This window comes from Lactococcus muris (genome assembly GCF_042849115.1).
In the GTDB taxonomy this organism is placed as follows: Bacteria; Bacillota; Bacilli; order Lactobacillales; family Streptococcaceae; genus Lactococcus; species Lactococcus muris.
On record NZ_BAAFQO010000009.1, the window covers coordinates 40,038 to 57,103 of the forward strand.

Below are 17,066 nucleotides of genomic sequence, written 5' to 3' on the forward strand. Positions count from 1 at the left end.
AGCACATCATAAAAAACGCTTAACCACAGCATTCTCATACATGGGGTTAAGCGTTTTTTCATTTTTGAAACTTTTGTCTCACTCTCTTTCCCTTATAACAAGAAGGTACTTAAGAAAAGCACCGAACTTTCTTACATATCACGAAAAACAAGACTTGGACGGGCATTAAGCGATAAATCTGCAAGATTTCCTTTTTCCATTTCAATAGAAGCCGCAGCAGCAATCATTCCTGCATTATCACCACAGAGGCGAAGGGGTGGCAAGATAACCTTAATGTCTGTCATATCGGTAGCCAAGCGCTCGCGTAAACCTTGATTTGCAGACACACCGCCTCCAACAATCAATGTCTTCGCTGGGTACTGTTCAAGTGCACGTTTTGTTTTTTCAATAAGAACATCTACTACCGCCGCTTGAAAACTTGCCGCGAGATTTTCTAAATCATCTGCAACTAAGTCCTTTCCTCCTTGCTTTGCGTTATGTACAAGGTTGATAAAGGCAGATTTGAGCCCGCTGAAAGACATCTCGAGACCGTCTGCTGCAGTCATCATCGCACGTGGGAAAGCGTAAGTATCTTTCCCTTTATGCGCGAGCTCATCAATTTCTTTTCCTGATGGATAAGTCAGGCCCATCACACGTCCAACCTTATCATAGGCTTCTCCTGCGGCATCATCCCGTGTTTCACCTATTTTCTTGTAATTGCCCTCAGATTCAACATAGACGAGCTCCGTATGTCCACCACTGACTAGAAGCGCCATTGCTGGATATTCGATAGTATCCACTAATGCAGCTGCCATAAGATGACCAGCCATATGATTGACCGGAATAAGCGGTAGTTTATGAGCCCAGGCAAAAGTTTTCGCCGCCATAATCCCAATCAGCAAAGCACCAACGAGACCAGGTCCTTCTGTTACAGCTACTGCTGTAAGATCAGAGGCCTCGATGCCAGCTTCATCTAAGGCTTCATCGATACATGCTGTGATTTGTTCAACATGGTGACGGCTGGCAACTTCTGGAACCACTCCACCAAAACGTTTGTGGCTATTTACTTGACTCGCGATAATGTTAGAAAGAAGCTCTGTTCCATTTTTTAAAACAGCAACAGATGTTTCATCGCAAGAAGTTTCAAAAGCTAGTATATATTTATCCTTCATTTTATTGTATTTTCCTCATCAGAATCGCATCTTCTGTCGGGTGCGAATAATAGTTTTTTCGAGTATGAAACTTTTCGAAATTATATTTTTGGTATAAATTTTGAGCAGGTATATTTGATTCTCTAACCTCTAAGAAAATCGTTCCCGAAAAATCCTTTACCTGTTCCATCAGGGCACTGGCAATTTTTTTACTTTGAAATTCCGGTTTAACTGCAAGATTGGTGATTTCCATATCGCCCATGATAAGCTGAACAGATAAAAAACCAACAAGCTCTCCCTCAGCTTCTGCTAGAAAATACGTATCCGTTTTCAGGTTCTTCATGAGATATGCTTCAGACCAAGGCGAACGACCGTAGCAGTCTTTCAAAATTTTTTCTAGCTTATGCGCTAACTTGGCTCTATCCGAATTTTTAACATCAAGTCGCCTAATTTTTAGATTCATTTTTCAACTGCCTTGACATCCACACGGCATCTCCACCATCTTCATAATACTGTGAAATCAGCTTACCTGTTGAGAAACCCAAACGCCGATAAAGTCCTTGAGCTTTGGTATTGTCACGGCGCACTTCAAGCGTTACCTGATTCTTGCCGAGTAAGGTCATCAGTCGAATCATCTGGTTCACAAGATGAGTTCCCACTCCCCACCCTTGATAGGCGACTGAAACAGCAAGATTAGTGATATGAACAACCTTGCCCCGCTCTGTAAGACGAATCCCAATAAATCCAATAAGTTTTCCGTCAACTACCGCAGACACAAAAAAGGCATTTTCATTCTGAACAATTTCATGCTCAAAATGTGAAAAGGTCCATGGAACTTCACCATTATAAACGTCACGCTCAATAGCTAGCATCTCAACAATGTCTTCACGTTCTGCTAAACGATATTCAACACCATCAATATTAGACTTTAACTCAACTTCATCCATATTTAGATAGCGGCGTGGTTCAAATCCTTTGAACATATTCGCCAGCAGCGCTTTCAGCTTCTTCATGTGTCTCCAACCATTTCTCTTCTGCTTCAACTTTTTTCAAATAATTTGGAGCAAAGCCATGAACTTCCACCGGTTCAAGACTTTTTCCAAGACGTGCCATTTGATAAGCCGAGGGTAATTTTTCTAAACTGTCTTCAATAATCTCAAAATTCGCAAACTCTGCCGCTTTGATATCAGCTACAAAATTCTCCGTCTCTCCCGTAAATACAACCGGCAGATTTTTATCTAATTGCTCTAAGAATTCACGAAAAGCGCAATGCTGACCGGAAATAATTTCCTCATCTCCCTTATAGAGGGCTGCATAAGCATTGCCACGACGCGCATCCATCACAGGGACGATGGCTTTATTTGTTTTCAACCTTTTGGCGATAGCTAAGAGGCTTGATACACCCACAAGTTCTTTATTTAAACTGTAGGCCAACGTTTTCCCTACAGTAGCTGCCAGGCGCAAACCTGTATAAGAGCCTGGGCCTTGTGCGACAACGATCCGATCAAGCTCACTTGCTTCAACGGCAGCCTGTTGCATCAAGAAGTCCACGGAAGTCATCAGAGTCGTGCTGTGATTTTTCTTTAAGTTTAGAGTAATTTCTCCCAATAAGACATCATTGTCAACAAGTGCCACAGATAGTGCCTTACTGGAACTGTCAAAAGCTAAAATTTTCACGAGTTATCTCTCCATTCTTCCTTATTTCTACCCTACTCTAAGGTTTGCTGCTTTATTGTAATCGCTCAGGTTCAGAAAACATATGCAACTTCTCTTTATAATCTAGGAGTATACGACAGTTCCTATTATAACATTTTTTATATTTCTTGAAATTTTTTTCTTTGATAATGACGAAAAATAGGATAAAAAAAGACAAATAAAAAGAGCTTGCGATAAACAAGCTCTGTAGAAACCCTTTAAGACGGTTGGTTTACATATGTAAAAACAGATATTGCTGACTCATCTTCTAAAGGGCACCGCAAGCTCTTCTTGACCCCAGCATTAAAATGACATCAGCAACGACCAGCACAGCAACAGCTTGAAGCTTAGCAACTGATAAAATGGAATAGACTCCCTGCGCTGGCATATGACCTAAACGTCAAAGCTGAATTGCGAAATCCCTGTCTCATTCGGAAGTGTTGTGCGGAGAAATGAGTCAAGCTCCCTTGATTTTTTTCAAGTGGCTGACTCATCCTATATCAGCAAATCATCTTAATTTATCCGTAACTATTCAGACTTAGTACGTTTTGCACCATATAATGAATACAAAACTAAACCAATAAGTAACCAGATAAAGCAATAGAGTTTTGCCAATCCATCAAGGTTTTCAAAGACAATGACTGAACCAATAGCTCCTAATGCTGGCAACCATGGATAAAATGGCATTTTATAGCTTGCTTCAGGCAAGTCTTTTCCTTCACGCGGACGAAGTGCAAATATTCCGACGGATACGAAGATAAAGGCAACCAGCGTTCCTGCTGAAATTAGCTGTGCGAGGAAAGTGAACGGGAAAAAGGCACCGATAACTACTGAGATAGCAGTTAAAACCCATAAAGCGTTAGATGGATTTTCGCGTTTGTCGATTTTTCCAATGCTTTGTGGCAGCATACCATCACGTCCAAACGCGTAGAGCAGACGTGAACCTGCAAGAATCATTCCAAGTAGAGCAACGAACATTCCTGTGTCTGCAACTATTGACACAATTTGTGAAAGAAGTGGGAAACCAGCCTCTGTAAGAGCCCATGATACAGGAGCCGCATTGCCAGCATATGCTGAATAGTGATGCATTCCTACAAGAACGAGTGTTACTGCTGAAAACAAAGCAACAGCAATGGCGAGTGAGCCCAAAATTCCCAATGGCATTGTGCGTTTTGGATTCTTCGCCTCAGCTGAATTAGCCGCAATAGAGTCAAATCCGATGTAAGCAAGGAAAATCATCGATACTCCTGCAAGGATACCTGATACACCACCAAATCCTGTGTTTGGATCATGTTTAGGAACAAATGGCACATAGTTTTGCGGTTTTATAACTGTTAAACCAACAACGATAAAGGTAAGGATAGCCAATACTTTTAAAACGACTAAGACCTGCGCAACTCTCCCGGCATCGCTCGCACCACGCCAGACGAAAAGTGCTGCAATCAAAATAACTGCTAATGATATAATATCAACGATTCCGCCATTCGTTCCAAATGGATGTGCTAAAGCTGCAGGCAAATGAATATTAGCCGTTGCAAGCAAATGTTGGAAGGTAGCTGAAAAGCCTGAACCTACAAAGGCCACAGCAATAAAATATTCTGCAAGTAAAGCCCAACCTGCAATCCAACCAAAACCTTCTCCAAATAAAATAGAAATCCATGAATATGCAGAACCCGCAAATGGCATAACTGTTGACATTTCAGCGTATGCAAATGCTACCAAGCCTGCTACAACAGCGGCAAGCAAGAATGAAAATACAACCGCTGGACCTGCAAACTTCGCTGCAACAATACCTGGCAATGTAAAAATTGATGTTGAAATTATTGTCCCAACACCAAGCGCCAAAAAGTCTTTGACACCAAGTTTTTGTTCCAGCCGCTTGTCTTTTTGGCTGTATGTTTCAAATTTTGCTTTCGTGGAAAACCCCATAGTTTTTTTCCTTCCTAGTGATTTATTTTTGCAAATCATCAAAGATGAAGACGAGGCAGCTAATGTTATCCATCTTTATGCTCTCCATTTGCTTCCTAGACTGTCTTCCCAGAGTTTAGGAAACTATGAACAAATGACAAGCACCACTTAAATGATGATATTAATCGAATAATTTCGCAGTATAAATTTTTCTGACTCTATCATTTTAATAATTTACATTATTAATCTTAACATTATTTTGGAAATAGTTCAAACAATTACATAATATTTCCAGTGTCACATCTATTACTGCCTTGTTTGACTTTAACTTCAACTTTTCCCTTGTAACCTTTGCTTTTCATTATCTATAATTTATGCTAAAATGAGGATAACTGTAAAACTGAAACATTGAGAAACGAAAGAAAGGAAGGCGAGTGTTTACTCGCCCAGATATAACATGATTTTCAAAGTATTTTACCAAAAAGATAAAACCCGCTCACCACGTCGTGAAACAACAGAAGTTCTCTACCTCGACCTTGATGTTACCGATACACGTGAAGGGATTATCTTAGCCCGTGAACTCCTCGCTGCAAACACGGACTACCTCGTTGAATTTATCGATTCACTTTCAGATGAAGCTGTTGAATATGAAAAAGAAAACGGTGGTCTTGAAATTACAAGCTTTTAATTTTAAAAAATAGGTAAATGCGAACATACCTTACCATAAGATTTACAGCAAAACACTTTAGAAGGAGACGCGAGTCAAAAATCTAAAGTGATTTTGTCATACAACTATATAATATAATGAATAGAAAGAAAAAAATGATTAAACCACTTAAAATAAATAGCGATGAAGTCGCAGTTTACGCTATAGGCGGACTGGGCGAAATCGGAAAAAATACTTACGGTGTCGAATATAAGGATGAAATCATCATCATTGACGCGGGTATAAAATTTCCTGAGGATGATCTCTTAGGGGTTGACTATGTTATCCCTGACTATAGCTATATTGTCGAAAATGTCAACCGTATCAAGGGACTCTTTATTACACACGGACACGAAGATCACATTGGCGGGATTCCTTTCCTGCTCAAACAGGCAAACATTCCTATCTATGCCGGTCCTCTGTCACTTGCTCTGATTCGTGGAAAGTTGGAAGAACACGGTCTTTTGCGTGATGCAAAACTTTTTGAAATCCATGCTGATAGCGAAATCAAGTTTAATAACTTGAGTGTCAACTTCTTCCGAACAACCCACTCTATTCCAGAACCTCTAGGAATTGTTGTCGAAACACCCCAAGGTAAGATTGTTGCCACAGGTGACTTCAAGTTTGACTTTACACCTGTCGGAGAGCCTGCTGACCTCCATCGCATGGCAGCTCTTGGTGAAGAAGGTGTCCTACTGCTCCTCTCTGACTCAACAAATGCGGAAATCCCCATCTTCTCACACTCTGAGAAAGTTGTTGGTCAAAATATCATGAAAATTTTCGAGCGTATCGAAGGGCGTATTATTTTCGCTTCTTTTGCTTCAAATATCTTCCGCTTGCAGCAAGCGGTTGATGGGGCTGTAAAGACCGGACGTAAAATCGTCGTCTTTGGTCGCTCCATGGAAAAAGCTATTGTTAACGGGCTTGAACTTGGTTATATCAAGGCTCCGAAAGGAACCTTCATTGAACCAAATGAAGTTAACCAGTACAACTCTAGCGAGCTCCTTATCATGTGTACCGGTTCGCAAGGTGAGCCGATGGCTGCCCTTAGTCGTATCGCAAACGGCATGCACCGTCATATCACACTTCAAATGGGGGATACAGTTGTCTTCTCGTCTAATGCTATTCCAGGAAATACACACGGTGTTAACCAGTTGGCGAACACAATCACCGAGGCTGGAGCGACCGTTGTTTATGGCAAGATGAACAACATCCACACCTCAGGTCACGGAGGCCAGCAGGAGCAAAAACTCATGCTACGTCTCATCAAACCAAAATACTTTATGCCTGTCCATGGTGAATACCGCATGCTTAAAATTCATGCTGGGCTCGCCCAAGACACTGGTGTGCCAAAAGAAAATTGCTTCATCTTGGAAAATGGTGATGTCCTTGCCCTGACAGCAGATTCAGCACGTTATGCTGATCATTTCCCTGCTGCTGATACTTATGTCGATGGTTCAGGGATAGGTGATGTAGGAAACGCTGTACTTCATGATCGTCATGAACTTGCTGAAGACGGTATCGTTCTCGCTGTTGCAACTGTCGATTTCAAAAACAAGACTGTTCTTGCAGGACCTGATATGCTGAGTCGCGGCTTTATCTATATGCGGGAATCTGGTGATTTGATCCGTAATGGGCAACGTGTCCTTTTCAACGCCATACGTGAGGCAATGTTAAATACAGAAAATGTCAATGAAGCCGCTGTTGCCCGTGCAATGCGTGAAGCTCTTGCTCCTTTCCTGTACAAACAAACAGAACGCCGTCCACTGATTGTACCAATGATTATGACGCCTGACGATAAGTAACGTAGAAAAGCCATACGTGCTATACAGCATATGGCTTTTTTCTATGCCTCTTAAGGGTTCGTTTAGCTTTTTTTGGTACAGTTAAGAAAGTAAAAATATTTTTAATCCCCCAAGGAGCCCCATGAACAAACTTTCCAAAATTATCTTCACTTACTATCTTTTCTTTCTGTTTTGGGGCATTCTCTTTAAGTTTAACATTCAAGATACGCTGAATATTGCCCAAAACTTTCCCACACGAAGCCTCAATCTTTCACCTTTTTCTGCCTCTGGTGGACGTTTAGAAGTTATCTTCAACGTGCTTATCTTTATTCCTTTTGGCTTCTTTAGTATTTACCTATCAAAAAATAAATCCTTCCTTGGAAAACTCTGGATGATTTTTGTTGTGAGCTTCTTTGTGGAAATTCTCCAATATTTTTTAGGCATCGGAGCCAGCGATGTAACTGACTTAATCACCAATACTTTTGGAGGGCTCATCGGAATCATCATTTGCCAGATAACACAGAAAAGTAGAAATGCTCAGAACTTTGTCCACCTTCTTTTTGCTTTTTTCCTCGCCTTCTTTACTTTTTTAATCCTTTCTCACTAAAAAAGCTGACCCATGTCAGCCTTTTTCTATCTTCGCATATTCTTCCGAAAATCTTTGATGGAGCAGTTCCTTTTCGTCTTCACTAATAAAAGCTCCATCAATGGCATAGTGATTAATTCTTTCAAAGTCACTGATTTGGAAATCATACCAGTTCGCAATTTTCTCGTATTCTTTTTGGAGGTTTGTATTGCTGACGGTGCGATTGTCTGTATTTATCGTGACATGAATTCCACGTTTATAAAGAGCCATAAAAGGATACTCAGACAGTTCACGAATCGCTTTGGTCTGGAAATTACTGCTTGGAGCCATTTCTAAGACAATTCCCAACTTTGTCAATATTTCTTGATATTCTGGAATATCTTTAGTCATAATGCCGTGCCCGATGCGGGTTGCACCCATCTCTACAGAATCAATGATATTCTGCGCACAGCCGGGACACTCGCCAGCATGCAGGGTAACTTGTACACCACGACTGGTCACTTTTTCCAATAATTTTTTAAACTTAACTTGGGGATAATTGACTTCATCACCTGCCAAATCAAAGCCCACCAAGTGTTCGTCATCTATCTCATCAAAAAGTGGCAGCAACTTTTTCAAGCGCTCTACAGGAACTTGGCGTAAGCCACAGAGCAAGATATTCACGACAATATCAAAATCTTCTTCTGCACGTGCTGCCCCAGCAATAACAGCCTCCACAGCTTCTTCAAGACTCAAATTTTTCTCTAAATGTTGACCAGGTGCAAAACGTATCTCCATGTACTTTACATTGTCTTCCGCGGCTTGACGTGCTACATCATAAGCCGCCAATTCTAGATTAACATAACTTTGAAGCAGGGGAAGAACAAAGTCAAAGCGTTCCAGATACTCCAAAAGACTTTGTGTTGTTTCTGGGGCTTGAGCGTGTTTGAGGATTTCCTCATCACTCATATTCAAATCTTTTCCTATGTTATTTGCAAGTTGCTTGATGCAAGTCAAACTGAGAGAGCCATCCAGATGACAGTGAAGTTCAACCTTTGGCATTAAAGCAATCGTTTCTGGTTTCAGCATTAGATTATGTCCCCCATGAGAATATATTTTTTCTATTTTACGCTTTTTTCTTGAGACATGCAACTCTTTTTTATCCTACTGAGATGCACTTCTCTCTCAGAGCGAAAAGCATTTTCACTGGCTATGAGTCAAAAATATCGTGAACATTCCGCAAAATAAAAAATCACATCTTTCTGGGGCGCTGACTGCCAGAGGAAGTGATTTTTGTTTTTATGAGTTTATTCTTTAGTTCGATTGGTTGATGATGAGGGCGGGACGAGTGCCGCCAGTCGGCAGAGGACCATGCTGTCCAACATTTAAACCATATACCCGGTCACCCACTCTGCTAAGAGTCGCAACCCAAGGGGCACCAGTGTCCCTTCCACGAGTACGAAGTTGCCACCAACCCCGACCTGAAACTAAGCGTGAATTAAAAGTAGGGAAAGCTCGTCCTGAACCCGATAAGCGTACCACATCCGCTAATGAAAGTGAAAATGCACGAGGACTCCCACTCGGATCAACTTGCGTAATATCAGCCGCAACATCTGGGAAGTCTGCTAGATTATCTGGAACCCACCCACGAGCATCTTCAGTATTTAGAGAAATAAAAGTAAGTTCAGCATGGTTAACTCTTCCTGTCTCAAAACTATCTGCTACAGGCTGAACCATGTCTTGAACCAGTGTATCGAGGTTGGAATACCAATCATTAAGAATATCATCATGATTAGCCCAATGAACATCCCGTATCGCCTCATTCCGGATAATCATATGATTGCCAGAACCCATGTTTTCAAGGTAACGGTACTGCTCACCTGCCATGGTAAAGATACGCCCCGGACGCATGGTCGAGAAGTCAAAAGCATCCGGTTGACTGTCTTCGTTAGGCAATGGGTTCTGTCCATCATCGTACATCACCCCATTCTGGATACCTCTGAGGAAGTCTTCCAGCTCCGCATGGTGTTGCTCCCCGTCATTGAGGAACTCCTCATGCTGGTCAGGACTGACTAAGCCACTCTCGACATGAATCCCATAGTAGTAAAAGCCGTTAAAGACCTTGTCCTCAATGGCAGCCGTCATCTCCGCTGCATCAAGCAGGTAAGAGGTGGCTTGTTCTCGGTCCAGTCGGTTGGCCCAGTAAGCCCAGCCCGTGTTCGGGTCAACCACCCAGAAGTTCCCTATCTTGTCTTCGTTAGGCAAATTACTCCACTGGTTCATGGTCATTGGGGCACGGTCTTGGGGAAGGTTCTGGGCGGTTTGGTTGGTCACTTCTTCTCCCGGCCAGATTGGACCACTGTTGTCAAAGCTGCCGCCTGCTGACCAGTAGGCATCGGTCCCGTCTCCCGGGTGAGTCGCGCCGTCTGTGACCGCATCTGTTGCACCATTTCCTTCGATCCAGTCCCGCGCATGACCTGCCGCTGCTGTTCTCTGGTCGAGGTTGTCATGGTTGAAGGTCGGCATATACCATGGGGCATCTTGACCGGAACGTTCCCAACCAAAGATGAGGTTGGCGTACTGGTCGAAGGCATTTGAGGCATTGGTGTTTTCACGGTCGGTGATGTCGTTTGCGCTGGGAATCCATGTGGTCCAGTTTTCTACATCGTCACGGCTGGTTCCTGCCACTAATGGGGTGAAGTTGCTTTCATCACGTTGGCGGGTTTCGAGGAACTCGGACAGGCGTATCCGGGCCATAATCGGCCGTTCGCCATAGTTTTCTACGAAGACGTCCTTGTTTTCGGTGTCTCGGTTGTAGTAGTCGTGGACACGGCCACCGACATTGATCTCTACTTCATTCAGCCGGTCATTGATGGCCCGTTGGTTGAAGGCTTGGAAGGCGAAGGTGCCGCCTACTGCGAGTAACAAGAGCGACAGAAGCACGAGGTTGCGCAGCCGCCGCTGGTTTTTCTTTTCTGGTGTCATAAACTCCTCCTTGACGTAACCTGTGGTTTAGATTTTTCATTACATTTGCATTTCTAATGTTACGTTTACTTTCTGAGTCTATAGTATAAAAAAAAAAAAAAGGTCAAATGAAATGAGTGTTTGATGAGAAAAGCGGAGGGGACTTTCAGGTGAGGTAACTTCTGGCTTCCGTAGTACGTGCCTGAAAAGTGGATAAAAAAGAAGCTCCAGTCTAGGCCGGAGCTTCTTCATTCGTATCTTTTTTCTTACTTTCTCTTAGTTTACCACGACACTTGCCGCAGGCGTACTTCTTAATATCAATTTTACGCTGCCGCTGATAGACCTGCTGGCAGCTTTGACAGATATAAGTATATCTTACCTCCTTCATAGGTGGAGCATAGCGCAGACCACCAACTTGCGCAAGCAGCGTTTTGAAGTCCTTGTCCTTGTGCCTGTAACCTCTTTTTTGAGTATAAAGATGATAGTGTACCAGTTCATGCAGAATGATACGGTCAAACTCTGGTAGTTCCGCCATCTTAGGGTTAAAATCTAAATGCATATCCTTGGGGAAAAAGCACCCTCCCGTACTACGTAAACGGTTATTCCACTGAGCTGTATGTCTAAAAGGGAGCCCAAATTTCGCTAAGGAAATCTGGCGTACATGGTTGGTTAACTCTTTATTGTTCACGTGGCTCTACCAAAGTCAGATTGATTTTTCCGCGTTCTTGATCAATGGACTTGACCCAAACTGTCACAATCTGTCCGACAGCAACGACTTCATGAGGATTTTTGACAAAGTTTTTGCTCAGATCGGAGACGTGAATCAAGCCATCATTTTTAATGCCAATATCCACAAAGGCTCCAAAATCAACAACGTTACGAACTGCTCCTTCAAGTTTTTGCCCCACGCGCAAATCTTCAGCAGAAAGGACATCCTGACGTAAAAGGGGGGCATCAAAACTATCGCGTAAGTCACGTCCCGGTTTTATTAAGTCAGAAATAATATCGGTCAGGGTTTCCTGTCCTACACCCAGATGTTCTGACATTTCTTTGACATCAACTGTTTTCAACACATCTGCCAAATGCGCATCACCCTCGGACAAGCCAAGATACTGAAGCAACTCCTTAACAACTTTATAGGACTCTGGATGAACTCCGGTTTTGTCCAAAAAGTTCTTGGCATCAGGTATGCGAAGAAAACCGGCTGCTTGCTCAAAAGCTTTGGCTCCTAAGCGTGGCACTTGTTTCAACTGACTCCGGCTTGTTAACGCACCATTTTCCTCACGGAATTTTACGACATTATTCGCTAAAGTTTTGTTAAATCCAGCCACATGAGAAAGAAGGGCTGAACTGGCTGTGTTTACATTTACCCCCACTTGGTTAACAACTGTTTCGACCACAAAATCTAGGTTTTCGGTCAGTTTCTTCTCCGACACATCATGTTGATATTGCCCCACACCAATGGCTTTCGGCTCAATTTTAACCAGCTCGGCTAGTGGGTCCTGCAAACGGCGTGCAATAGAAACAGCTGAACGTTTCTCAACAGTGAGATCAGGAAACTCTTCCCGTGCCAGCTCTGAAGCAGAATAAACCGAAGCGCCAGATTCGCTGACAATGACATAAAAGACATCTGATAAGTTATTTTCCTTAAGCACTTCCGCCACAAAAGCTTCTGACTCCCGACTGGCCGTACCGTTACCAATAGCAATCATATCCACTTTGTAAGTTGATATAAGTTCCACTAAGTCATTTTTAGCCTGAGCGATTTGGCTTGTATTTGCTGGTTTTACAGGGTAAATAACCTTTGTTGTAAGAAGCTTACCTGTAGCATCAACGATGGCCAACTTTGCTCCTGTACGGTAGGCGGGATCAAAGCCCATAACTGTACGCCCTTTTAGTGGCGCGACCAGAAGTAAATTCTTTAAATTTTCACCAAAAACTTCGATAGCCGCATCTTCTGCTTTTTCTGTTAACTCAGCCCGAACTGCTCGTTCCATGGCAGGAAGCAATTTTTTCTTTACTGCTTCCTTGATAGCCAAGCTCATATATTTGTTACTACGGGCAGCAAAGCGGTTCTCAAAAAAACGTAAGATTTTATCTTCATTATGTTCAAACTTCACAGAAAGAACACCTAGTTTTTCACCACGGTTAAGAGCAAGTACTCGGTGATTAGGAAGATCTGCTATTTTTTCCGAAAATTCATAGTAAATTTGGAAGACCTTTTTCTCATCTAGACTTTGATCTTTGAGGCTACTTTCAAGCAGACTGTTTTGTTTGACTTCATTTAAAAGCCAACTCCGCAGTTTGGCATCCTCAGATATTGCTTCCGCCAAGATATCCATAGCACCTTGCAATGCTTTTGCTGCAGTTGCAAAATTTTCGTTTGTAAAACTTTCAGCTTCTTCTTCAACATTTACTGCGTTTTTCACGATAAGTTGTGCAAGTGGGAAAAGACCATTTTCTTTGGCAATGGTTGCTTTGGTACGACGCTTTTCTTTATAGGGAAGATAAAGGTCTTCTACTTCTGAAAGTTTCTGTGCAGCTTGAATCTGGGTCTTAAGTTCGTCTGTTAACTTTCCCTGCTCTTCAATTTTTGAAAGTACGGCTGTTTTACGGTCAGCCAACTTTGTCAAGCTGTCGTTTTCATCAATAATTTTTTTAATCTCAACTTCGTCCAAGCTTCCCGTCACTTCTTTTCGATAACGCGCAATAAAGGGGACAGTGTTCCCCTCTGCTGTAAGTTCAAGAACTTTTTGTACTTGGGAGCTTTTGATATTTAACAGTTCAGCTATTTTTTGCGTATTTTCCATGCTTCCATTTTATCATATTCTCAGCAATTTCATTTCATACCGTAAAAAAAAATGGGAGGGAAAGCAATTTAAGGACTGCACATAAAACGGCACACCTATACTGTAAAAGCTGAGAAGTCTAAAAACGTAAGTTCTCACTCACACAGCTTTTTCAAAACTATAAAGTCAATGCTGTCCCCCACTGCAAGTCTTTAAGAAAAACGGTGAAATCCTCAATAGTAATCATAATCCCCCTCCCTCCAATACTTTTCAGCTGTTTTTAAAATTAACAAAAAGCACCAAAAATCTTAGTGCCTTCTTTGAAAAAATTTTTCTATTATATCTTGACGAACATAGGTATAATCCTTATTTTCACGACTCGGGTAAGTCCGGTTACTCAGAACGACTAAAGCACGCCTCTGTAGGAGATCTAAACAAATCAATCCTCCCGTAAAACCTGTGTGATAAAGCTGCCCAGCACCACGAGAAAGCCAGCCTAGTGTCCGTCCCGAAACCTCAAAGGTTTGTAATACTGTCAACAGCTTATCTGATAAAAGTTCACCTGAAAAAACTGCCCGAACAAAGCCTTCTAAGTCACCAACCGTACTGAAAAGTCCTGCATGTCCTGCTTCCTTTCCCCAGAGAAAGGCTTTCCCATCATGAACATTTCCTTTAATCTCACCTCGAGATTTCGTAACTTCTGTCGGTACAGCCAAACTTCCGTCTGGAAAATAGGTCGTCGACTCCATACCAAAGGGCTTAAAAATATGAGTGCGAAAACTCTCCTCAAGGCTACAACCATCTATTTTTTCAATGATTTCTCCTAGGAGTAAATAACCAATGTCGGAGTAAATCGTGTGCTTTTCATGAGGCAAAGGGAGGTTAATTTTCTTCAAAAAATTCCAAAAAAATTCTTGTGAAAAGTCTGTTTTATCTGTGAAGTCCGTAGGAAATCCCGCACGGTGTAAGAGAAGGTCTTGGATCGTTATTTGCAACTCTGCAAGTACAGGAAAAAACACGCCAATCGAATCTGAAAGTGAAATCTCTTCATGGTCTATGAGCTGAAGGATGCGCGTTGTTGTCCCGACCACTTTAGTCAAGCTAGCCAAGTCATAAAGGGACGATGAGGTGACTTCCTCCACATCATCTATTGTCCCACCCCATACAGTTTGACTGTCTTGGTTTTCCATATAAAAAGCCGCAAAGCCCGGCGTATCTTCCCGAACTACTGCGGCTTCTAACATTTTGAAAATATCACTTGCTTTCTCGGATAACATTGGCGATATTTCCATCTTTTTCCTCTAGTAATTTTTTAGCTTCAGTGCTTGAAATATTTAACTCCAGCATCAAAATTGCGACATTAACACGTTCACCAGCCTCGTAAAAGACTTTCTCTGCCTCTTCAAAACTCACGCCTGTTGCCTGAGAAACGATACGAATCCCACGATTCACTAACTTCTCATTTGTTGCTTGAACATTAATCATCAGATTCTGGTAAACCTTACCTGTTCTAACCATGATTCCTGAAGAAATCATGTTGAGCACCATCTTCTGTGCAGTGCCCGACTTCATACGGGTTGAACCTGTAATAACTTCAGGACCAACAGCAACATCTATCCCTACATCAGCCACGGCTGCCATTTCACTGTTTGGGTTTGCAGATACTGAAATAGTCAGTGCGCCTACTTTTTTAGCATATTCCAATGCTGCTAAAACATAGGGGGTTCGGCCACTTGCAGATAACCCTATCAATATATCTTGAGGCATTAACTCGACTGCTTTTATGTCAGCTAAGCCCAGTTCACGAGAATCTTCGGCACCCTCAATGGCCTTATAAACTGCCTCAGCACCTCCTGCGATAATTCCGAAAGCTCGTTCAGCCGGGACACTATAAGTAGGTGTTAATTCAACACCATCCAAAAGTCCTAAACGACCACTCGTCCCTGCACCTATATAAATGATTCGTCCACCCGCAGCAAAACGCTCCGCAGCGAGGTCAATAGCCTTAGCAATTTTAGGCAAAGCAACTGTGATTCCCGCAGCAACCTTCGCATCTTCATTATTAATGATTTCAACCATTTCCAAAGTCGACACCTGATCCAAATTCATCGAATTCGGGTTACGTCCTTCTGTTGATAAACTCTCAATTTTATTCAATTTTTTCTCACTTCATTTAATTTTTTTTATATTTTCAGCCGTTTTCTTCATTCGTTCTGTCAATTCTGTACCAATCATCTCTTCGATAACACCTAAATACAATACTGTGGCAACTTGAAAGGATGACTCAAAAGAAGCAATTGCGCCAACCCGGAGCAAGTGCTCTGTTGTAGGTATTGCGATAATACCGTTCACTTGTTTGCTTAAGTCATCCGACTGATTTTTTGTCACAATATAAGATTGAGCCCCACGTTCACGTGCAATAGCTAAGGCGGCTAGAACTTCTTTTGTCTCGCCTGAATAAGAAAAACTAAGAACAACATCTTGCTCATTCAGATAAGCTAAATTTTCCATAACCATATGTCCATCCCAGCTATGCAGTGCGAGGAAGCCAGCCCGATTAAGTTTATGGGCTAAATCATAGGCAACAACACTAGAAGCTCCCACGCCTATAAGATAAATTCTTCTTGCTTTTTTTAAAGCGGTAATAACCTCTTGCAAAACTTGTTCATCTAAGAAATTTGCGGTATCTGAAACAGTTGTAGAAAGCATAGCAGCAACTTTTTCAATGATAACGGGCAAATCATCGTTCTTTTGGACAATGGGATCGATTTCTAGCAAATCATTTGGAGTCGTAGCAGCAGAACTTTTTGCCAAAGCAATGCGGAAAGCATCCAAGCCCTCATAGCCAAATTTGCGTACAAAACGTGTAATTGCAGAAGCTGAGGTCCCTGACTGTGCAGCGATTTCAGCAATACTCATGGTCAGAACATCAGGATGTCGCAAAAAAGTATCGGCCACCCTTTTTTGACTTTGGTTGAGCGATTCGTAATTTTGCTTGATTTCCATTCTGATATTCATAAGCACTTCCTTTTTTTATTTATCATCAATCATACTCATAATGGAGGCATCGCTTTCACCTGGTACCATACGAGCAGTGATTTTTGTTCCTTTTTCTGTTAGTTCCTTGAGCTGTTCGATATCTTGGGGAGATAAAAAGACAGATTTCTTTATCTGAACGGAGTCTTCACCCTGTTTAGAGATATTTCCAACATTAAATTCATCTAATACGCCAGCATCAACGAGAGCTTTCATGTCGCCAATTGTTTTTGTCAAAACAAAAACACGTTCATCACCAAAGCGATTTTCCTTAAAATTCACAATTGCACGGCGAACACTGGACACGGTTAATTTTTTTCCCGCTGGCTTTGCCAACTGCAATGCACCAAGAACCATCTCATCATTCCATGCGCCATCATTTACTACATAAAGTCGTTCGGCATTCACTACATTTGACCATACGGCAGCAACTTGCCCATGAATCAAACGCTCATCTACCCTTGCATGTATAATCATTTTACTATTTCC

Annotated in this window: 16 protein-coding genes; 3 read left to right on the plus strand and 13 right to left on the minus strand. The window is 42.1% G+C overall.

Features of this window, described 5'->3' with window-relative positions; all coding sequences use genetic code 11:
* Nucleotides 1-131 precede the first annotated feature (131 nt).
* From tsaD to ACGHCK_RS06580, 5 genes are all read right to left on the minus strand, one after another.
* On the minus strand, nt 132-1,151 hold the full coding sequence (tsaD, locus tag ACGHCK_RS06560) for a tRNA (adenosine(37)-N6)-threonylcarbamoyltransferase complex transferase subunit TsaD (protein ID WP_251423668.1): 1,020 nt from the start codon (nt 1,149-1,151) through the stop codon (nt 132-134).
* Between the two features lies 1 nt (nt 1,152).
* A complete protein-coding gene (gene rimI, locus ACGHCK_RS06565) occupies nt 1,153-1,593 on the minus strand; it encodes a ribosomal protein S18-alanine N-acetyltransferase (protein ID WP_251423670.1) in 441 nt (146 codons plus the stop codon).
* Entirely contained in the window at nt 1,577-2,113 is a 537-nt protein-coding gene (gene rimI / locus ACGHCK_RS06570) for a ribosomal protein S18-alanine N-acetyltransferase (RefSeq protein WP_271328367.1), read from the minus strand. The genes rimI (ACGHCK_RS06565) and rimI (ACGHCK_RS06570) overlap by 17 nt, the downstream gene beginning before the upstream one ends.
* Nucleotides 2,097-2,807: a tRNA (adenosine(37)-N6)-threonylcarbamoyltransferase complex dimerization subunit type 1 TsaB gene (tsaB, locus tag ACGHCK_RS06575; protein ID WP_202231382.1), complete on the minus strand. Its 711-nt coding sequence runs from the start codon at nt 2,805-2,807 to the stop codon at nt 2,097-2,099. Before tsaB ends, rimI (ACGHCK_RS06570) begins: the two co-directional genes overlap by 17 nt.
* Before the next feature lie 546 nt (nt 2,808-3,353).
* Nucleotides 3,354-4,754, minus strand: coding sequence for an APC family permease (locus ACGHCK_RS06580; RefSeq protein WP_251423673.1), 1,401 nt, complete (start codon nt 4,752-4,754; stop codon nt 3,354-3,356).
* A gap of 436 nt (nt 4,755-5,190) precedes the next feature.
* Between ACGHCK_RS06580 and ACGHCK_RS06585 the strand changes: the two genes are divergently transcribed.
* The 3 genes from ACGHCK_RS06585 to ACGHCK_RS06595 all read left to right on the plus strand — a co-directional run bounded on the left by ACGHCK_RS06585 (nt 5,191) and on the right by ACGHCK_RS06595 (nt 7,830).
* A complete protein-coding gene (locus tag ACGHCK_RS06585) occupies nt 5,191-5,421 on the plus strand; it encodes a DNA-directed RNA polymerase subunit epsilon (protein WP_202231384.1) in 231 nt (76 codons plus the stop codon).
* A 134-nt stretch (nt 5,422-5,555) separates the two neighbouring features.
* On the plus strand, nt 5,556-7,244 hold the full coding sequence (gene rnjA, locus ACGHCK_RS06590) for a ribonuclease J1 (protein ID WP_251423675.1): 1,689 nt from the start codon (nt 5,556-5,558) through the stop codon (nt 7,242-7,244).
* A 121-nt stretch (nt 7,245-7,365) separates the two neighbouring features.
* The gene (locus ACGHCK_RS06595; protein ID WP_251423677.1) at nt 7,366-7,830 is read left to right on the plus strand and encodes a VanZ family protein; all 465 of its coding nucleotides are present in this window, start codon (nt 7,366-7,368) and stop codon (nt 7,828-7,830) included.
* Between the two features lie 15 nt (nt 7,831-7,845).
* Here the strand turns inward: ACGHCK_RS06595 and add are convergent, their stop codons facing one another.
* From add to ACGHCK_RS06635, 8 genes are all read right to left on the minus strand, one after another.
* The gene (gene add / locus ACGHCK_RS06600; protein WP_251423680.1) at nt 7,846-8,877 is read right to left on the minus strand and encodes an adenosine deaminase; all 1,032 of its coding nucleotides are present in this window, start codon (nt 8,875-8,877) and stop codon (nt 7,846-7,848) included.
* 225 nt (nt 8,878-9,102) lie between these two features.
* Nucleotides 9,103-10,773 (minus strand): hypothetical protein, encoded by a 1,671-nt coding sequence (locus ACGHCK_RS06605; protein ID WP_394304515.1) that lies wholly within the window; start codon nt 10,771-10,773, stop codon nt 9,103-9,105.
* A 211-nt stretch (nt 10,774-10,984) separates the two neighbouring features.
* Entirely contained in the window at nt 10,985-11,440 is a 456-nt protein-coding gene (locus tag ACGHCK_RS06610; RefSeq protein ID WP_251423475.1) for a SprT family protein, read from the minus strand.
* Nucleotides 11,430-13,562, minus strand: coding sequence for a Tex family protein (locus ACGHCK_RS06615; protein ID WP_251423478.1), 2,133 nt, complete (start codon nt 13,560-13,562; stop codon nt 11,430-11,432). The genes ACGHCK_RS06610 and ACGHCK_RS06615 overlap by 11 nt, the downstream gene beginning before the upstream one ends.
* 287 nt (nt 13,563-13,849) lie before the next feature.
* A complete protein-coding gene (locus tag ACGHCK_RS06620; protein ID WP_271328149.1) occupies nt 13,850-14,833 on the minus strand; it encodes a serine hydrolase domain-containing protein in 984 nt (327 codons plus the stop codon).
* Nucleotides 14,796-15,698, minus strand: a complete 903-nt coding sequence (gene murQ, locus ACGHCK_RS06625; protein ID WP_251423484.1) for an N-acetylmuramic acid 6-phosphate etherase — start codon at nt 15,696-15,698, stop codon at nt 14,796-14,798. Before murQ ends, ACGHCK_RS06620 begins: the two co-directional genes overlap by 38 nt.
* Nucleotides 15,699-15,710: 12 nt before the next feature.
* Nucleotides 15,711-16,559: a MurR/RpiR family transcriptional regulator gene (locus tag ACGHCK_RS06630; RefSeq protein WP_202230050.1), complete on the minus strand. Its 849-nt coding sequence runs from the start codon at nt 16,557-16,559 to the stop codon at nt 15,711-15,713.
* Nucleotides 16,560-16,574: 15 nt separating this feature from the next.
* Nucleotides 16,575-17,054, minus strand: coding sequence for a PTS sugar transporter subunit IIB (locus ACGHCK_RS06635; protein ID WP_202230049.1), 480 nt, complete (start codon nt 17,052-17,054; stop codon nt 16,575-16,577).
* Between the last annotated feature and the right edge of the window lie 12 nt (nt 17,055-17,066).